Origin of the sequence: Rhizobium etli CFN 42 (genome assembly GCF_000092045.1) — a bacterium.
Classification (GTDB): Bacteria; Pseudomonadota; Alphaproteobacteria; order Rhizobiales; family Rhizobiaceae; genus Rhizobium; species Rhizobium etli.
In genome coordinates this window covers 294,232-311,156 of sequence record NC_004041.2, presented here as the reverse complement: position 1 = coordinate 311,156, position 16,925 = coordinate 294,232, and the positions used below count along the sequence as shown (strand labels likewise).

The 16,925-nt window shown below is 58.6% G+C and carries 16 protein-coding genes and 2 pseudogenes; 16 read left to right on the top strand and 2 right to left on the bottom strand.

Going from position 1 to position 16,925, the window contains the following annotated elements:
• The first annotated feature begins 1 nt into the window (after window position 1).
• From ccoO to RHE_RS30845, 9 genes are all read left to right on the top strand, one after another.
• Window positions 2-736 carry a cytochrome-c oxidase, cbb3-type subunit II gene (ccoO, locus tag RHE_RS30885; RefSeq protein WP_004674404.1) on the top strand — a complete coding sequence of 245 codons (735 nt, stop codon included), beginning with the start codon at window positions 2-4 and terminating at the stop codon, window positions 734-736.
• 8 nt (window positions 737-744) lie between these two features.
• The gene (locus RHE_RS30880; RefSeq protein ID WP_004674411.1) at window positions 745-897 is read left to right on the top strand and encodes a cbb3-type cytochrome c oxidase subunit 3; all 153 of its coding nucleotides are present in this window, start codon (window positions 745-747) and stop codon (window positions 895-897) included.
• Window position 898: 1 nt separating this feature from the next.
• Entirely contained in the window at window positions 899-1,762 is an 864-nt protein-coding gene (gene ccoP, locus RHE_RS30875) for a cytochrome-c oxidase, cbb3-type subunit III (RefSeq protein ID WP_004674413.1), read from the top strand.
• 11 nt (window positions 1,763-1,773) lie between these two features.
• The gene (locus RHE_RS34810) at window positions 1,774-1,959 is read left to right on the top strand and encodes a hypothetical protein (RefSeq protein WP_004674416.1); all 186 of its coding nucleotides are present in this window, start codon (window positions 1,774-1,776) and stop codon (window positions 1,957-1,959) included.
• Window positions 1,960-2,126: 167 nt separating this feature from the next.
• Window positions 2,127-3,701, top strand: coding sequence for a cytochrome c oxidase accessory protein CcoG (gene ccoG, locus RHE_RS30865; RefSeq protein WP_011053473.1), 1,575 nt, complete (start codon window positions 2,127-2,129; stop codon window positions 3,699-3,701).
• Window positions 3,698-4,183, top strand: a complete 486-nt coding sequence (locus RHE_RS30860) for a FixH family protein (RefSeq protein WP_011053472.1) — start codon at window positions 3,698-3,700, stop codon at window positions 4,181-4,183. Before ccoG ends, RHE_RS30860 begins: the two co-directional genes overlap by 4 nt.
• Window positions 4,180-6,450, top strand: a complete 2,271-nt coding sequence (locus RHE_RS30855; RefSeq protein ID WP_011053471.1) for a cation-translocating P-type ATPase — start codon at window positions 4,180-4,182, stop codon at window positions 6,448-6,450. The genes RHE_RS30860 and RHE_RS30855 overlap by 4 nt, the downstream gene beginning before the upstream one ends.
• Window positions 6,447-6,605, top strand: coding sequence for a cbb3-type cytochrome oxidase assembly protein CcoS (gene ccoS, locus RHE_RS30850; protein WP_011053470.1), 159 nt, complete (start codon window positions 6,447-6,449; stop codon window positions 6,603-6,605). Before RHE_RS30855 ends, ccoS begins: the two co-directional genes overlap by 4 nt.
• Window positions 6,606-6,636: 31 nt before the next feature.
• Window positions 6,637-7,302 (top strand): Crp/Fnr family transcriptional regulator, encoded by a 666-nt coding sequence (locus RHE_RS30845; protein ID WP_011053469.1) that lies wholly within the window; start codon window positions 6,637-6,639, stop codon window positions 7,300-7,302.
• Window positions 7,303-7,577: 275 nt separating this feature from the next.
• On the opposite strand, the pseudogene RHE_RS30840 reads toward RHE_RS30845, so the two are convergent.
• Window positions 7,578-7,763 (bottom strand): annotated as a pseudogene (locus RHE_RS30840) (hypothetical protein); the annotation flags it as partial.
• 688 nt (window positions 7,764-8,451) lie between these two features.
• On the bottom strand, window positions 8,452-9,438 hold the full coding sequence (locus RHE_RS30830; protein WP_010025697.1) for a nodulation protein NodZ: 987 nt from the start codon (window positions 9,436-9,438) through the stop codon (window positions 8,452-8,454).
• Window positions 9,439-11,065: 1,627 nt separating this feature from the next.
• Here RHE_RS30830 and nodB point away from each other — a divergent pair.
• From nodB to RHE_RS30795, 7 genes and pseudogenes are all read left to right on the top strand, one after another.
• On the top strand, window positions 11,066-11,725 hold the full coding sequence (nodB, locus tag RHE_RS30825) for a chitooligosaccharide deacetylase NodB (protein WP_011053465.1): 660 nt from the start codon (window positions 11,066-11,068) through the stop codon (window positions 11,723-11,725).
• 7 nt (window positions 11,726-11,732) lie between these two features.
• Window positions 11,733-13,064, top strand: coding sequence for a chitooligosaccharide synthase NodC (nodC, locus tag RHE_RS30820; protein ID WP_011053464.1), 1,332 nt, complete (start codon window positions 11,733-11,735; stop codon window positions 13,062-13,064).
• Window positions 13,065-13,079: 15 nt separating this feature from the next.
• Window positions 13,080-13,697, top strand: a complete 618-nt coding sequence (nodS, locus tag RHE_RS30815) for a nodulation methyltransferase NodS (protein ID WP_011053463.1) — start codon at window positions 13,080-13,082, stop codon at window positions 13,695-13,697.
• 35 nt (window positions 13,698-13,732) lie between these two features.
• Window positions 13,733-13,936 (top strand): annotated as a pseudogene (locus RHE_RS30810) (carbamoyltransferase N-terminal domain-containing protein); the annotation flags it as partial.
• Between the two features lie 480 nt (window positions 13,937-14,416).
• Window positions 14,417-15,367, top strand: coding sequence for a nodulation factor ABC transporter ATP-binding protein NodI (nodI, locus tag RHE_RS30805; protein ID WP_016737487.1), 951 nt, complete (start codon window positions 14,417-14,419; stop codon window positions 15,365-15,367).
• Window positions 15,368-15,370: 3 nt separating this feature from the next.
• Window positions 15,371-16,159: an ABC transporter permease gene (locus RHE_RS30800; RefSeq protein ID WP_011053461.1), complete on the top strand. Its 789-nt coding sequence runs from the start codon at window positions 15,371-15,373 to the stop codon at window positions 16,157-16,159.
• A 206-nt stretch (window positions 16,160-16,365) separates the two neighbouring features.
• Entirely contained in the window at window positions 16,366-16,782 is a 417-nt protein-coding gene (locus RHE_RS30795) for a cupin domain-containing protein (RefSeq protein WP_010020624.1), read from the top strand.
• Window positions 16,783-16,925 lie beyond the last annotated feature (143 nt).

Here is a 16,925-nt window from a genome sequence, read left to right as displayed (position 1 = left end):
CATGGCATCGTTACTTGATAAACATAAGACCCTCGAGAAGAACGCGACGCTTCTTCTGGTCGGCTCGCTGCTGGTCGTCAGCATTGGCGGCATCGTTGAAATCGCACCGCTGTTCTACCTGCAGAACACGATCGAAAAAGTGGAAGGCATGCGGCCCTACACGCCGCTAGAGCTCGCCGGACGGAACATCTACATCCGTGAAGGCTGCTATCTCTGCCACAGCCAGATGATCCGGCCGTTCCGTGATGAGGTCGAACGTTACGGCCATTATTCGCTCGCCGCGGAATCGATGTACGACCACCCGTTCCAATGGGGATCCAAGCGGACAGGGCCCGATCTGGCCCGCGTCGGGGGGCGTTACTCGAACGAATGGCACGTCCAGCATCTCGCAAATCCGCGGGCCGTGGTGCCGGAATCAATCATGCCGAGCTACGCCTTCCTCGAAGAGAAGGAGGTGACGGTCAGGAGTATCGGAGAGGACCTCAAGGCCAATGAGGACGTGGGCGTGCCTTACAGCGACGACATGCTGGCGAATGCCGAGGCCGACATGAGAGCCCAGGCCGATCCGAACGCGGACACGGCGGCTCTACTCAAGCGCTACCCAAATGCGAATGTCGGCGATCTCGACGGCGATCCAACCCGGCTGACCGAGATGGACGCGCTGGTGTCCTACCTGCAGATGCTCGGAACGCTGGTTAATTTCTCGACCTATGACGACGCGACCGGCTACCGGTGAGGTGATCCATGGAAACTTACACTGCAATGAGACACTTCTCCGACAGCTGGGGCCTCCTGGCAATGGCCGCATTCTTCGTCGGCGCGGTCATGCTCACCCTTCGCCCAGGTAGCAAGCAGACGGCCAAAGATGCCGCCGATATTCCCTTGAAGGACGATTGAGATGTCGCAAAAGCATATCGATGAACTGAGCGGCGTCGAAACGACGGGTCATGAATGGGACGGCATCCAAGAGCTCAACAATCCCATGCCGCGCTGGTGGATCTGGACCTTCTACGTGACGATCCTCTGGGCGATCGGCTACGCCATCGCTTACCCGGCCATCCCGATGATCACTTCCGCCACTAACGGCTATCTCGGTTATTCAACGCGCGCCGAGCTGCAGCAGGACCTCAATCTCGCTAAGTCATCGCAGACGGAGTTCCATGACCTGATCGCTGCCAAGACAGTGGAGGAGATCGACGCGGATCCTGCTCTTCGTAAATTCGCGATCGCTGGCGGCGCATCCGCTTTCAAGGTGAACTGCGCGCCCTGCCATGGATCGGGAGCGAGCGGCGGTCCGGGGTTTCCGAATCTCAACGACGACGACTGGCTGTGGGGCGGGGATCTGAATGCCATCCAGGCCACGATCTCTCATGGCATCCGCTTCGACGGCGATACGGATAGCCATTCCTCCGAAATGCCGCCCTTTGCCGGTGTTCTGGAGCCCATCCAGATGAAGCAGGTCGCCGCCTTTGTCTGGGGGCTGACCAATACGCCCTCGGATGTCGGTCTGGCGGCGGCCGGAAAACAGGTTTTCTTCGACAATTGCGCCCCATGTCACGGCGAGGACGCCAAAGGAAAGGTGGAAATGGGTGCGCCGGATCTCGCCGACGCAATCTGGCTGAAGTCGCGGGGTGAAGACGCCATCCTTCGTCAGGTTGCCTCTCCCAAACATGGCGTAATGCCTGCCTGGGCAGCGCGCCTGGGGGACACAACGGTAAACGAGCTTACTATTTTCGTTCATGCGCTCGGCGGCGGCACGTAAGGAGAAGAGACATGACAGCCCACGACCGCAATCCGATCCTCCCTCTCTACGGCGCGCCGCGTGCTGTTATCCGATCGCGTGTCTCAGCCCGCGCCCAACAGATGCCTGCGTCTTCGGAGCAGGACGACCCTGCAAAAATCGGCAATTCGATGGTGAGTTTGATCTGCCTCAAAGACCACAAGCAGACGAGCCGATAGTTTCAGCTCCTGTGGAGGACGTCCCAGCGGTTTCTCCGCCGCTGTCCTCCGGCCACGCCCTTACTCTGGGGCGTGGCCTTTTCGCTTCTGCACGGTCGTTCTTGATCTGCATCAAGGAACGGATCCGCCACGGCTGGGAAAAGAGTGGTGAAAATCGGACAGGTCCTATGAATCTCTATACCCGCCCTAATCTAAATGACATTGACCACGTTCGCGTCGAACCCGTCAACGCCCGGCGCAACCGCCAGCCTCTCTATGCGCCGCGCAAGAAGATCTTTCCGAAACGAGCCGAAGGGCCCTTTCGCCGGTTCAAATGGGTCTTGATGCTGCTCACGCTTGGCACCTATTACCTCGCGCCGTGGATTCGCTGGGACCGCGGTCCCTATGCGCCCAATCAGGCAATCCTCGTCGACCTCGCCTCGCGGCGCTTCTTCTTTTTCTTCATCGAGATCTGGCCGCAGGAATTCTACTATGTGGCGGGCCTGCTCGTCATGGCGGGCTTCGGCCTCTTTCTCCTCACCGCCGCTGTCGGCCGCGCCTGGTGTGGCTATGCCTGTCCGCAGACCGTCTGGGTCGATCTCTTTCTCGTCGTCGAACGCGCTGTCGAAGGCGACCGAAACGCTCGGATGAAGCTCGATGCCGACCCCTTCACTTTCGACAAGCTCAGGAAGCGGGTGATCAAGCACGCGATCTGGCTGCTGATCGCCATCGCCACGGGCGGAGCATGGATCTTCTATTTTGCCGACGCGCCGAGCCTGGCGGCTTCACTGTTTGACGGCAGCGCTCCTGCCGCTGCGTATGCCACGATCGCCACCCTGACCGCGACGACCTATGTGCTTGGCGGCCTCATGCGCGAACAGACATGCACCTATATGTGTCCGTGGCCGCGCATTCAGGGCGCGATGCTGGATGAGAATTCGCTTGTTGTCACCTACAACGACTGGCGGGGCGAGCAGCGGTCGCGCCATGGCAAGAAGGCTCAGGGTCTGCCGGTGGGCGATTGCGTGGACTGCAATGCCTGCGTCGCCGTCTGCCCGATGGGGATCGACATCCGCGACGGCCAGCAGATGGAATGCATCACATGCGCCCTCTGCATCGACGCCTGTGGCGGCGTCATGGACAAGCTCGGGAAGCCACACGGCCTGATCGCCTATGCGACGCTCAAGGAATATTCGAGCAACATGTCGCTTGCTACTGACGGAGGACGGACAGCCATCCAGCCCTCCAATGTCCGAAACGACGACGGAAGCTTCATGCCAGCTGTCCGGAATTTCGACTGGCGCATCATCTTCCGCCGAAGAATTGTCTTCTACGGTGTCGTCTGGGCATCGATCGGCGTCGCCATGGTCGTCCATCTCGCCTTACGCGATCGGCTCAGGCTCAACGTTATCCACGACCGGAACCCTCAATATGTTCTGGAAAGCGACGGCTCCATCCGAAACGGCTACACGCTGCATGTCCTCAACATGGTGCCGAAGCCGCGGGACGTGACCATCACCCTCGTCGGGCTGGAGGGGGGCACAATGCGCATTCCCGAGTTCGGCGGGCAGGATGCCCGCAGCTTCACCGCTCACGTCGAACCCGACGCGGCCACGACGCTCAAGGTCTTCGTCACGCGCGCCCCAGACGGGGCAGAGATCAACGAATTCCTCTTCGTCATCGAAGATATAGGTCAAGACGCAGGTCAAGCCGACCGGGCGAGCTATCGCGCGGCGTTCAACGCGCCGGGAGACGTGAAATGAAGACTTCTACTCAGGGCTTTACCGGCTTGCACGTGCTGCTTGCCACCTCGGCATTCTTCGCCGTAGTGATCGCCGTAAACGCCACCATGGCCTTCTATGCTGCGTCCAGCTGGAGTGGCATCGTCGTGGAAAACACCTATGTGGCCAGCCAGGAATTCAACACCAGGGCGGCAGCGATGAAGGCAATGGCCGCCTCCGGCGTCGAGGGCGCGCTCGTCGTTAAGGGCAGCCAAATCCGTTACGACATCCACGACCAGGCCGGCACGCCTGCGATCATCGATGATGTCACGCTGAACTTCAAACGGCCCGTCGGCGATCATGAGGATTTCCGCGTGACGCTCCGGAAGACGGGCGAAGGGCGGTTCGAAGCCGATCACCAGGTTGTCGCCGGCGACTGGATCGTCGAGGCCATATCGAGAATGAACGGGGCGGTCGTCATGCATGAGGCCAAACGCTTCGACACCGCGGAGTTCCGCCAATGACCTGCTGCTCGATGGATGCGGAAAGCGTTCTCGGCCTCAGCGCGACATCCGCCAGCGCCGAGGAGGTATGCCTTGCAAGCCACCCGCTCGGGGCTGGGTTACGCCAGGTCGACCTCAGCGTGCCCGACGTCCACTGTGGCGACTGCATATTGACCCTCGAAAAAGCGCTGTCGGCGCTTGCGTTCGTCAGGAAAGCCCGGGTCAATCTCACCGCCAGGCGTGTCACCTGCGTCTATCAGGAAGAGATCGAGGCGAAGGCGACCGATCCCTCCGAAATCCTCGCCGCGATCACCTTGGCCGGATACCGCGCCCATCTCATCACGTCGACAGCACCCGAAACCGACAGGATCCGGAACCAGCTACTGCTGGCGATTGGAGTTTCCGGCTTTGCGGCCGCCAACATCATGATGCTCTCGGTGTCGGTATGGTCGGGCGCCGATGCGGCCACGCGCGACATGTTTCACTGGATCTCGGCGATGATCGCGGCGCCGGCGCTGGTTTATGGTGGACGCTTCTTCTTCAAATCGGCCTGGAGCGGGCTCAAGCGTAGGCGCACCAACATGGATGTTCCGATCTCGCTTGCAGTGACGCTGTCCTATGCGGTCTCCCTATGGGAAACCATGCACCATGGCGAACATGCCTGGTTCGACGCGTCGGTGTCTCTGCTGTTCTTCCTGCTGATCGGCAGAACCCTCGATCATGTGATGCGGGAAAAAGCCCGCGCCGCGATCAACGGGCTTGCCAGACTGGCGCCGCGCGGGGCGCAGCTGATGATGCCGGACGGGTCGCGGCACTACATCCCGGTCGAAGAGATCGCCGTCGGGGATAACATCGCGATTGCCGCCGGCCAACGCATTCCCGTCGATGGCATGATCGTCAGCGGCGAGAGCGATGTTGACCTCTCCATCGTCACCGGTGAAAGCAGCACGGTCGCCGTCGCCGCAGGCAGCGCGCTGAATTCGGGTGCGATGAACCTGACCGGTTCGCTCGTCCTGCGGGCGACCAAAGTGGCAAGGGATTCGCTTCTTTCCGAGATCATCGGCCTGATGGAAGCGGCCGAGGGCGGCAGGGCTCGTTATCGCCGGGTCGCCGATCGCGCCGCAGCACTTTATTCTCCCGCCGTGCACCTGTTGGCGCTGGCCTCCTTTCTCGCCTGGGGCTTGCTTGGGGGCGATTGGAAACAGGCCATGCTGGTCGCGGTCGCGGTGCTGATCATCACATGCCCCTGCGCATTGGGCCTTGCTGTACCGGTGGTCCAGGTGGTCGCCGCCGGCGAACTTTTCCGCAGGGGCATCGTGGTGAAGGACGGTTCGGCGCTCGAAAGACTGGCCGACGCGGACATCGTGGCCTTCGACAAGACCGGCACCCTGACGATGGGCCGGCCCCGCCTCGTCCGAATCGACTCGATCGCGGGCAATAGAGCCATCGTTTGCGCAATGGCGGCGCATTCACGGCATCCGCTTTCCCAGGGTCTGGTGCGGGACATAGACATCTCTTACCCCTTCGCCTTCGACAGGGTCACGGAAATCGCCGGCGGGGGGCTGGAAGCCTGGCAAGGAGCGGACTTCTATCGGCTCGGCAACCGGGCCTTTGCCTGCGGAACCGGGCTCACGCCCGCGGGCGATACTCCGTTTTCGGAGGTGGTCCTGTCGAAAAACGGCGTCGATCTCGCCCGTTTCCTGTTTGACGACACGCTTCGTCCGGGCGCCGCGGAGACTTTCCGCCAGCTCGCTGCAGCCGGTATCGAAACGTTGATAGTATCCGGCGACAGGCAGGCCGTCGTCGACAACACAGCGCGGGCTCTCGGTATCGGCAAAGCTCTGGGCGACCTGGGGCCGAAACAGAAGGTCGAGGAACTCCAGAGGCTGGGCGCCGAGGGCTATCGCGTGCTCATGGTCGGCGACGGGATCAACGACGCACCGGCGCTGGCCGCCGCGCAGGTCTCGATGGCGCCTGCAACCGCATCCGACGTCGGCAGGCAAGCCGCCGACCTTATCTTCTTCAACGATCGTCTCGATGCCGTTCCTGAGGCAATCGCCGTTGCACGAAGATCCGCCAGCCTCATTCGCCAGAACTTTGCTCTCGCCATCGGTTACAACGTGCTTGCGGTACCGATCGCAATCGCCGGCCTGGCAACGCCGCTGATAGCGGCGGTGGCCATGTCGACTTCGTCGATCATCGTCGTGACGAATGCGCTGCGATTAAATGCCTTCGGCCTACGGAGCGAGCCGCTTGCCGGCGGACGTGCGGAAGTTGAAACCGCATGAACATGCTGATCTATCTGATGCCGATCGCACTGCTGATGGGGGGAATGGGTCTCCTGGCGTTCCTCTGGTCGCTGACGAGCCGCCAGTACGAGGACCTTGAAGGAGCAGCTTGGCGAATCCTCGTCGAGGACGAAACCGATTGCAAAAGACCTTGAACCGCTCACGGCCGAAACGAAAGGAAGATCGATGCTATCGAGACATCCCATACTTTTGCGATCTGACCTGTTTCACGGCCTGGACAAAGCAAGGATAGAAGAACTGGCCGACACGGCTCAGTTCCAGATCTTCGCACCGGACGAGCGGATCATCGCCGAGGGCCAGCAGGCGTCGTTCGTCTATTGCGTGATGCGCGGCTTCGTGCGACTTTCGAAGTCGGAATCCGCGGGGCGCCAGGCAGATATCTGCATCTGCGAACCGGGTGAGACGTTCGGTGAATATCTCCTGTCGGCAGGCGGCTCCTACACCTACAGCGCATGGTCCGCCGACGGCGCAGAGGTCGCGTTGTTCGACCTTGTGGAGTTGCGGGCGCTTGCCGACCGGGACCCCGTCATGCGTCGCAACGTCATGCGCATCATGGCCCGGCATCTGCTCGGTGCCATGGATTGCATAGCGGGAGACCGGCTGCACACGGCTGCACAGCGTGTTGCGAATTACCTCGTCAGCCGCTGCCCGGCCTCAGCATCGCAGGCCACCTTTCGCCTGCCTTACCGGAAAAGAATTCTGGCCGGCAAACTCGGGGTTGCGCCCGAAGCCCTTTCGCGGGCTTTCGCTGCCCTCGGTCCTGCAGGGGTCGAAGTCAGAGGCAGGGTCGTCGTGGTTGACAGCGTCGATCTGCTGCGGAAGGCGTGCTGACCTCGGGGCAGGGCGATAACCGCGCCGGAATTCGACAACCGTCAATATGGCGATCGCTTGCTCCGTTATGGCCAGGCGCAAAAAAGCACCAGGACGGATTGTTTTTGTGATCTCGACTGTCTTCATCGCTTGCTTCAGGCCTTGTCCGCATCAACGGTGGCGCTGACGACACATGCGGATACCGTCGGACTGGCGGGCTTAATAGGGAAGTGCAGACGAACGGGCGCAACGAGCACCAACATGCGACGGAGAGCGTCCGGCGCTATTCTTCGAGGGGCCGTCGCGAGATAACCCATGCTGATGGTGCTTGCGAAGAGGTAGATGAACAGGCCCTTCGCGAGATAATTCTCAAGCGTGCCTGCCGCGGCAAATCCATTTTGCCAAACGAAGAAGCCCACGGCGGATCCAATTGCGAACCCCGTCGCCAAACGCGTGAGTATGAACCTGATCATGCGAGGCATGGCACCACCTCAGACTTAGTCATTACAAATGGCCGGGCAACGGAAATGCTGGCTGGCCAATTGAGTTTTGTCAACGACTGGCGCAAGCCGTCATGCAAGCAGCGGCGGGAGCCGGAGACTACAACAGTGCATCTTCTGTCTTTCGCAGCCGGCGTTATCACGCCTGCGAATGCGTCGAGGCTGAGTGAGTTGCGAGTTGCAAGGACGATGGGCGCTAAGGACCTAGCGCGGCGGCGGCTTCTGTGGTTGCGCGGTTTGCCAGACGTGTCGGGATGCGGGAATAAAGAACGGCACCGGCCACGCCCACGACCGCATAGAGCACGAAATCAGCTTGATGGCGATCTGTCGACCAAGCCCGACGAACGCCCTCGCATCAGGCAGGGCGTCGGCTAAGGCGCCGACGAGGCTGTGGCGCGCGAACGTCCTCATCCCATCGGAATCGCCGACGTGCGAGCTTGCTATGCCAATGGTGCGGGTCGAGCGCACGGTGCCGTTTCCATTCACCGAAGGCGCCCAATAGCTACCCTTCACAACAATGATCCGGCAAGCCTTTGGACGCGCGAGACGCTAGGAGAAGATGCGCCCCGGCCTTGTCTCGTCGGGTGCTGCGCCCACATCGCGATCCAGTGAACACCTCTCCTCAATCCTGCGAGGGCGCCGAGAATTTGTTCAGCGGAGTGCCGGTTCATCAAGCCGGCTCATGCTCGGACGATTCATCAGTCAAGATCAAGCGAGTCGGATTTTTCAAGTCGAACTCAATAACACGTGGCACGAAGAGACGGGCATAGCGCGTAAAGGCGCTGGTCGGCGGAAAGCGAATTACCGTATCGCATCGGGCGAGAAGGTACATCTCTGTAAGAGCAGAGATACCACCGTCCACTCCCAGCGATGCACTGTGTAATGGCCCGGCCTGGGCCGCCTGGAAGCATTTCGGGATAGTGATTAGATCGGGGAACACACCGAGTAAATGGTCCCGTACCTGCGCGCTGTCCGTACACAAGAAAACCATCACAGGGCGTCGATGCGGTAGCGCTTTGGCCTTCTCGATGGCAGTGCACACCTGGCGTAAGGCCAACTCCGGATCGGCCCAGTAGGGCGTATGGTCCATTATATCTTCGCCATTGCCATGCCGTACGTGCACACCGATGATACTGCGCCCCTTGAAGTGCTCCTGATAGATGGCGTGAATACGAGCCTGAATTTCAGGTCTAAGGTTGAGGCTCTGAAATATCTGGCGTTCGGCAGCTTGGTCGCACCGCCACATTAAACAGGCATCACAGACTACCGTGTTGGCATCAGTATCGTCCTGGGCTTGAAGAAGCTCGGTCAGTTCGTCACGTTCCCGGAAAATTTGCTCATCGGGGCGGTAAACGCTCTCGATTGAGGGCTTGTTCCACCATGATGGGAAGAACGGTCCCGGAAATGAGAACTGGTTGATCTGGTCATCGCAAATAACCCGTACGCCAGCAATATCTTGAATCGGCTCGAAGAACACCGTAAAAGCGTTCGTGAAGGGTTGATTGAGATAGCAGGAGCCACGCCAATCGATGGCCAGCGTCCGCCCCGTTCGCTGTGCATAGCGCCAAGCTGCCGCCAGCGACCAGAGACAATCACCGAAACCAGTCCGCCGTCGAGAAACAACATACCGATCCCTCTTCAGGTCGCCAGCGAGCATGTTCGTTGCCTTGTTCTGGAAAAGCGCATCGGCTTAAATCCTGCTGAAATTTTGCATATCAATTCCCGGACCTGCATCAACGCTCGTGATTCTCGCCAATTTTATGCATGACCCTTCGTCGCACAGATTTACCATTTTACGCCAGACTGGAAGTTGCGGCGCCATACGCCTTTTCAGTCCGGGCATTGAAGCCGCCGCATAGCCCTCCGTCATCGTTCAGTCGTTTATCTCGCACCCGATCCAACCCATCGGCATCGCACTTGGCTCGGAGCGAGAGGCCGGAGCTTACGTTGCGGTACGGCTCATGTTGGCGCGCTTCGCCGATTCATCGAGGGTGGCGCCGATCTAGCCAATTCCCGTCCTTTCCCGCTACCTGATCTCTATTTCATGCGTCTTCTGGAGCATCCTGGGGAATCCGTAAAATCGATTGTTTGGATAATCTCCATCCGCTTGATGGATAAGTGTGGCCACCATTGCGTCACGGCTGCCACCGTGGCGGCGATGCTGGCGAGTCTCACAACTGCGGCTCGCTGGACAAGCAGTCGATGATCGTGCCGCGGCCCAGGTTGTTGATTCAGACGAGCTCGGTTACCTCCACTTGGAGGCCCATCGCGCCCGTTTGTTTTCCAAATGTGTTCCGCGCTACGACAACAGCTCGATCCATAGTCGCGTGGTCGTCACAGCATTATTGGACCGCCTGCTTTCACCTCTCGACGGTGGTCACCATCCGGGCGACAGTTATCGGCTTAGCCAAAAGCGACGCTCCGACCGTCTGCGGAAGATTGGGGCCAGTGCTCGGATCTAACGAAACGCAAACCGATGGGGTCCGTTCTTCAATTCGGCAAGTGGGACTAGTTCCTCGAGTCGTTTGACAGCCATAGCCGATCAATTCTATCCGGCGCTTTCAGGCTTCCGGAAGGTTTCAATCTGCTCCGGAGCTTTACCCAGAGTAGGTTAGAAAGCCGCCAATGCCGAGCCATGATAAGTTCGTCAAGGGAGCGACGACGGAAATCCGGCGTCAGCCACGACAACAGGCTCGGTCCGTTAGCAGGAACTGTGGCTCGAATTTTATCTATGGCGTGGATGGGTATCATCCAAACAATCGATTTTACGAATTGAATGGCATGATCCATTAGACGAGCATCTTGACGGAAATCAAGTCGTCGATGGCGCGCCAGTGGTGTAGAGGGGTCAAATGTGTGGCTTTGGAATGTAATGCTAGCATAAGCGTTCGATCAGCCCATTGCATCATCTTGCAATCGTCGATAGGTCGGGGTTCGCGACCAATCGTCACTTTGATCGCAAGATCGATCGTTTTGGCAAATCGGCAAAGATTATGAGGCCTTTGCATGCGATTTACGTGCGTTGGGAACCGTTGCGGAAAAGGAATCGCAACTCCGACCATGTCGAGGGAATTTACATTCGCACTCGGTACAGTCCGCAACGAGCCGCGTATTGACAGATTCAAACGAGGCGGTCTGGTGACCGCTATTTTGGGAAACGGCGTACGCTACACGCTGCCACACGCGCGTTTCGACCTGCGTCCACGCGCGGCGTCATCATCCTACCTTTGGGCGGCCGGTCTCCGAATGGCCACCAGGATAATTTACCGGAAAGGACGAGAGCAATGACGCACCTCGATTGCTCGTGCGAAGTGCACGGTGAGCGCGATGACGGCACTGGTCGTCACAGCGTTTATTTGACGTTCGACGACGGTCCGCATCCATTTTGTACACCGGAGATTCTCGATATTCTGGCTGAACACCGGGTGCCGGCAACATTCTTCGTCATCGGCGAGTTCCTGGCCGATCAATCGAAATTGATCCAGCGAATGATTGCAGAGGGGCATGAAGTCGCCAACCACACAATGACGCATCCAGACCTGTCTGACTGCGAACCCGACGAGGTGCAACGTCAGATACTCGAGACAAACAGAGCCATAAAAATGGCGTCGCCTCAGGCGGTGGTGCGGCACATCCGAGCTCCTTACGGCATCTGGACCGAAGAAGTGCTCAAGGCTTCGGCGAATGCGGAACTCACTGCCGTGCACTGGTCGGTAGATCCGCGAGACTGGTCTCTTCCCGGGGCCGACGCCATTGTTAATGATGTGCTGCAGTCTGTCCGGCCGGGGTCAATCGTGCTCTTGCACGACGGTTGTCCCTCCAGTGAAATGCAGCAAGGAGCTGACCACAGTCTGCGCCACCAGACTATCATGGCGTTATCTAGCATAATTCCAGCTTTGCATGATCGCGGCTTTGTATTTCGCTCGCTTCCTCGGGAGTTCTGAAGATCCGATGGATATGCTTGACACAACCAGCACTGTCGCCGTCTCGCTTTATGCACTTCTCTCGACTGCATATAAAAGCATGCAGGCCGTTTATTCTCTGCCGACCGATGTTTCATTGGCGTCCCACGGCTTGGGCGGCTTTGACGAGCTGCCCAGCGTAGATGTCATCGTGCCAAGCTTCAACGAGGATCCCCGCACGCTTTCGGAGTGCCTGGCTTCTATTGCGGGTCAGGAATACGGGGGAAGGCTGCAGGTTTACCTAGTTGATGACGGTTCCGAAAATCGCGAGGCTTTGCGACTTGTGCACGAGGCCTTCGCGCGAGACCCCAGATTCAATATTCTCCTGCTTCCCCAGAATGTCGGCAAACGGAAGGCACAGATCGCTGCGATACGCCGCTCTGCTGGAGATATGGTGTTAAACGTCGACTCCGACACGATCCTCGCATCTGATGTCATCAGGAAGCTCGTGCCTAAAATGCAAGATGCGGCTGTCGGCGCGGCCATGGGACAGTTGACGGCCCGCAACCGAAACGACAGTTGGCTGACCCGTTTGATCGACATGGAGTACTGGCTGGCTTGCAACGAGGAGCGTGCGGCACAAGCTCGCTTCGGTGCCGTTATGTGCTGCTGCGGTCCATGTGTTATGTACCGTCGCTCTGCGCTCGCTTCGCTGCTTGACCAGTACGAGTCACAGTATTTTCGGGGAAAGCCAAGCGATTTCGGTGAGGATCGGCATCTCACCATTCTCATGCTGAAGGCAGGCTTTCGAACAGAGTACGTGCCGAGCGCCATCGCAGCGACAGTCGTTCCGAACAAGCTAGGACCGTATCTGCGCCAACAACTACGCTGGGCGCGGAGCACGTTCCGGGACACGTTGCTTGGGCTGCGCCTGCTGCCCAACCTCAATCGCTTCCTTACGCTCGACGTCGTCGGACAGAACCTCGGACCGCTGCTTCTGGCACTATCAGTGCTGACGGGACTCGCACAGCTTGCATTGACGGGCACCGCGCCTTGGTTGGCAGCCCTGATGATTGTGGCCATGACGATGATCCGCTGCAGCGTTGTAGCGCTTCGGGCCCGCCAACTACGGTTCCTCGGATTCTCTCTGCATACATTCATCAATATTTTTCTGCTACTGCCCTTGAAAGCCTACGCGCTGTGCACGCTGAGCAATAGCGACTGGCTGTCGCGCAGCTCTGCTGGCAACTCGAATCAACATCCGACGGCTGATGCACGCACTACAGAATGTTCTGGACATGCGACAGCGCCTCGAAGGCTCAAGCCCGCCCGCCATCCTGCCAGGCGAACGACGTCTGACTGCATGTGCAGCGACGAGTAAGATCTATTTACCGAGGTGAACGAGTTGACACAGAGCGACAATTATCAATTGCTGAATCGGGAACTGGCTGCACCCGATCCATGGGGACTCGACGCCAATCCATTCGAGCGTGAGCGTCACACGCAAATGCTCCGCTTGGCGCTTGCCCAGGGATCCATCTCAAGTGCGCTCGAAGTGGGATGCGCTGCCGGCGCATTTACGGTGCAGCTAGCCCCCCACTGCAAACGGCTCACCGTGATCGATGTTGTGCCTCAGGCTATAGAAAGATCGCGTCGACGCATAAGGGGTTCTCCGCACATCAGCTGGATAGTCTCTGATGTTCAACAGTTTTCACCTGACGAGAGGTTTGATCTGATCGTTGTGGCGGAAGTGCTCTACTACATCGGAGGAATAGCCGAGATGAGAGGGGCTGTTCGGAATTTAGTGCGGATGCTTGCGCCAGATGGATATCTGGTTTTCGGATCGGCGCGCGACGCCAACTGTCGTCGCTGGGGCCACGTTGCTGGTGCTGAGACGATCCTCGGCATGCTGAACGAAACTTTGCTCGAGGTAGAGCGGCTTGAGTGTCGGGGTGAGTCGGTCAACGAAGATTGCTTGCTCGCCTGTTTCCGAAATCCGTTTTCTGCCTCCTAACGGCTCAACCCTCGACGTTCAGACATGGAGACACTATGCGCATCTGTGGTATCAAATTGACCCATGACGGAGCGGACGCGCTTGTCGAGGATGGGTGGCTCGCCTTCTGCGTCGAGCAGGAGAAGCGGGGCAGCAACCCGCGATATGAAACTGTCGACAATCTCGACGCGATTGGCGCCGCTTTGGCGCAACACGGTCCGGATCCACGCGTTCTTGATCAAATCATCATCGACGGCTGGGGTGCAATGCTGAAAGTTCTCTCGAATCCGTCGAGGGCTCCGGTCTCGTTCCAATGACAGGGCATTTCCCTGCAAGAACTATCCTCGTGATAGGTGCCGCGCGGCCACCGCAGCCCGTGGCTCCGCCTCGTGGCGCCGATCTGCCTGGAGGACCCGTGCGCCTTATATAGTCAGCCCTCGAACTCCGGATTGCGAAATGTTGTTTAACCATCAGACCCGGATGAGATGCCAGGACAGAATTCCGGCTGTTGTCCATCTCGATGAATCTGCACGATTTCAGACCATCCCAGGCACTCTCTCCGTGAAGGCGCCGAGCTACTCTTCGAATGTAACAAGCTCAGGGACATTCGGCTGCTCTGCAACACGAGTGCCAATTACCACGGACGAGGCGTTTTCCCGGATTCTGCTGCAGCCCTTTAATGGAGACGCAATGAACACATACGGTGCGATGGACCAGGAAGAACCCAACCAACCGAAGAAATGCCGGTCAACGGCGCCCGACGGTCAGATGAGCGCATGTTCATGACCGCAATAGATTTTTCCGACGTAAGTAAGACATATGGCGACAAGGCCGTGGTCAGCGCGCTATCGTTCCGCGTTTCCCCGGGGGAATGCTTCGGGCTGCTTGGACCGAACGGCGCGGGCAAGAGCACGATCGCACGCATGATCCTTGGCATGACAGCCCCTGATGCGGGGAAGATTACCGTGCTCGGCGTGCCGGTGCCTGCCCAGGCTCGCTTGGCGCGAAAGGGTATCGGCGTGGTGCCGCAATTCGACAACCTTGAGCCTGAATTCACTGTGCGCGAGAATCTGCTGGTCTACAGCCGCTACTTCGGCATGAATACACGCAAAGTCGAGGCGGTCATGTCGTCGCTCCTTGAGTTTGCACGCCTAGAGAGCAAGGTGAATGCGCGTGTGTCTGAACTTTCAGGCGGCATGAAGCGGCGCCTGACGCTAGCGCGTGCGTTGATCAATGACCCGCAGCTACTTGTCATGGACGAGCCGACCACCGGTCTCGACCCGCACGCGCGCCACCTGATCTGGGAGCGCCTGCGTTCCCTGCTTACGCGCGGCAAAACGATCATCTTGACCACCCATTTCATGGAAGAAGCCGAACGGTTATGCGATCGACTCTGCGTACTCGAAGGAGGTCGCAGCATTGCCGAAGGGCGTCCGCATGACCTGATCGATGAACTGATCGGGTGCGAAGTCATTGAGATCTACGGCGGCGATCCGCATGAGTTGGAATCGCTGGTCGGGCCATATGCCGATCGCATCGAAATTAGCGGCGAGACCCTTTTTTGCTATGTGTCCGACCCGGAGCAGGTGCGTGTGCGGTTACGGCAGCGCGCGGGCTTGCGCATTCTGCAGCGTCCGCCGAATCTTGAGGATGTATTTTTGCGGTTGACCGGGCGCGAGATGGAGAAGTGAACGATGGATGAAGGTTGTGCTGCGGCTCTGCCCGCCAACGCTTTTAACTGGATTGCGATATGGCGACGCAACTATCTGGCATGGAAGAAAGTAGCACTTGCGTCAATTGTTGGAAGTCTGGCCGATCCTATGATCTACCTGTTTGGCCTCGGCCTTGGCCTCGGAATTATTGTGGGTCGCGTTGACGGCACAACCTACGTTGCATTCTTGGCGGGCGGCATGGTGGCGACAAGCGCGATGACGTCTGCGACGTTCGAGACGATTTACGCGGCCTTTACGCGAATGCACGCCCAACGCACCTGGGAAGCCATGCTCTACACACAAATGACACTTGGGGACATCATCCTGGGTGAGTTGGCATGGGCAGCGAGCAAGGCATTTCTTGCCGGTACGGGAATCATAATCGTCGCCACCGTGCTAGGCTATGCGACGTGGCCATCAGTCGTCTATGTGCTGCCAATTATCATGCTCACTGGATTTGCATTCGCGAGCCTTGCGATGGTAGTCACGGCGCTTGCGCCCAGTTACGAGTATTTCATTTTTTACCAGACGCTCGTCCTCACACCAATGCTGTTCTTGTGCGGCGCGGTGTTTCCAATCACGCAACTGCCCCAGACTTTTCAGCAGGTAGCGCAGTTCTTGCCTCTAGCGCATGCGATCGACCTCATACGCCCGGCAATGCTTGGGCGCCCCGCGAGCAGCATGGGCCTGCATATAGGCGCGCTTTGCATCTACGCGCTTTTGCCGTTCTTCCTGTCGGCAGCGCTGTTGCGTCGGCGCCTGATGTCTTGACGCCACTCGCCACCACGCCAGGAGGGGTATTGCGATGCAGTGTCTTGAAAAGACCCGCAGAGCTCTGAAGATAATCATCATAGTCCGGGAACAAACGAACCCATGTCGGCGCCGGCGAGACGATGCAGGTTTTTCGCTCTGCAACTGGCCGAACTCGGAAGCAAACACCCTTCAGGAAGATCCGGCGTGTATCAGGAGAAAAGCAAATGAAGGTCATCTCAATCGCTACGGCGCTCTTTGCTCTGGCGTGTCCCGCGAACGCGTTCGAAAACAAAGCGGTCGCGGCTACGCTTATCTTAAGGACCGATCGTACGATTGCCGGTCAGCCCATCATCGTTCCACGGAAGGATGTCGAGGTCATCGCTTCGATTTATGAGATTGCGCCCGGTGCGACGTTACCAATTCATCAGCATCGCTATCAGCGCTATGGCTATGTGCTTTCGGGGGAGATCACGGTCACCAATACAGAATCTGGGAAAGAAAGCATTTTCACGGCAGGGGATTTTATCGTCGAGTCCTGGGGCATATGGCATAAAGGGGCGAACAACGGCACCGAGCCGGTAAAGCTGCTCGTGATCGATCAGGTGGAAAAGGGCAGTGAGAATGTTCTGCCGCAAAAATAAAGACGTTGAGGTATTACCGGAGGGCAATCTGGCGCCACGGCTCGGATGTGGTGAACCCGTCCCATATTAGGGGTTGGTTTGCCGCTCCTTGCTAATGTCGATTGGAGCTGCGTGAACCTTCGACTTGCGTCGTCGACAAACTG